This window comes from Myxococcus sp. CA033 (assembly GCF_013336625.1).
GTDB lineage: Bacteria > Myxococcota > Myxococcia > Myxococcales > Myxococcaceae > Myxococcus > Myxococcus llanfairpwllgwyngyllgogerychwyrndrobwllllantysiliogogogochensis.
Genome location: NZ_JABUMU010000095.1, coordinates 1 through 407 on the forward strand (window position 1 = coordinate 1; position 407 = coordinate 407).

Genomic DNA, 407 nt, shown 5'->3' on the forward strand with positions numbered 1-407 from the left:
AGGACGGAGATGTCGAAGGAGATGGAGGTGACGGCGAGCCACGTGCCGGGAGAGGTGCCCAGGCGGTCATCCATGGCCGCGAAGAAGTTGGCGGCGGTGCGGTGAGGCACCATGACGCCCTTGGGCCGGCCGGTGGAGCCCGACGTGTAGATGACGTACGCCAGATTGGCCGCGTCCGCGTTGCCAGGAGTCCGCGCTTCCTCGTCGCCCGTCTCATCGAGAAGGAGGACCTGCGCCTCCGAGGAAGGCAGTGAGTCGAGGAGGCGTCGCGACGTGAGGATGAACGGAGCGCGAGAGTCCTGGAGCATCCAGGAGAGGCGGTCCGAGGGGTAATCAGGGTCGAGAGGAACGTACGCGCCGCCCGCGTGGAGGATGGCGAGCATGGCGGCGACCATGTCGGCGGAGCG

Annotated in this window: 1 protein-coding gene; it reads right to left on the reverse strand. The window is 67.8% G+C overall.

What is annotated here, in order from left to right:
• On the reverse strand, positions 1-407 hold a 407-nt coding region (locus HUA78_RS45790; protein WP_174479142.1), incomplete at both ends, for an AMP-binding protein.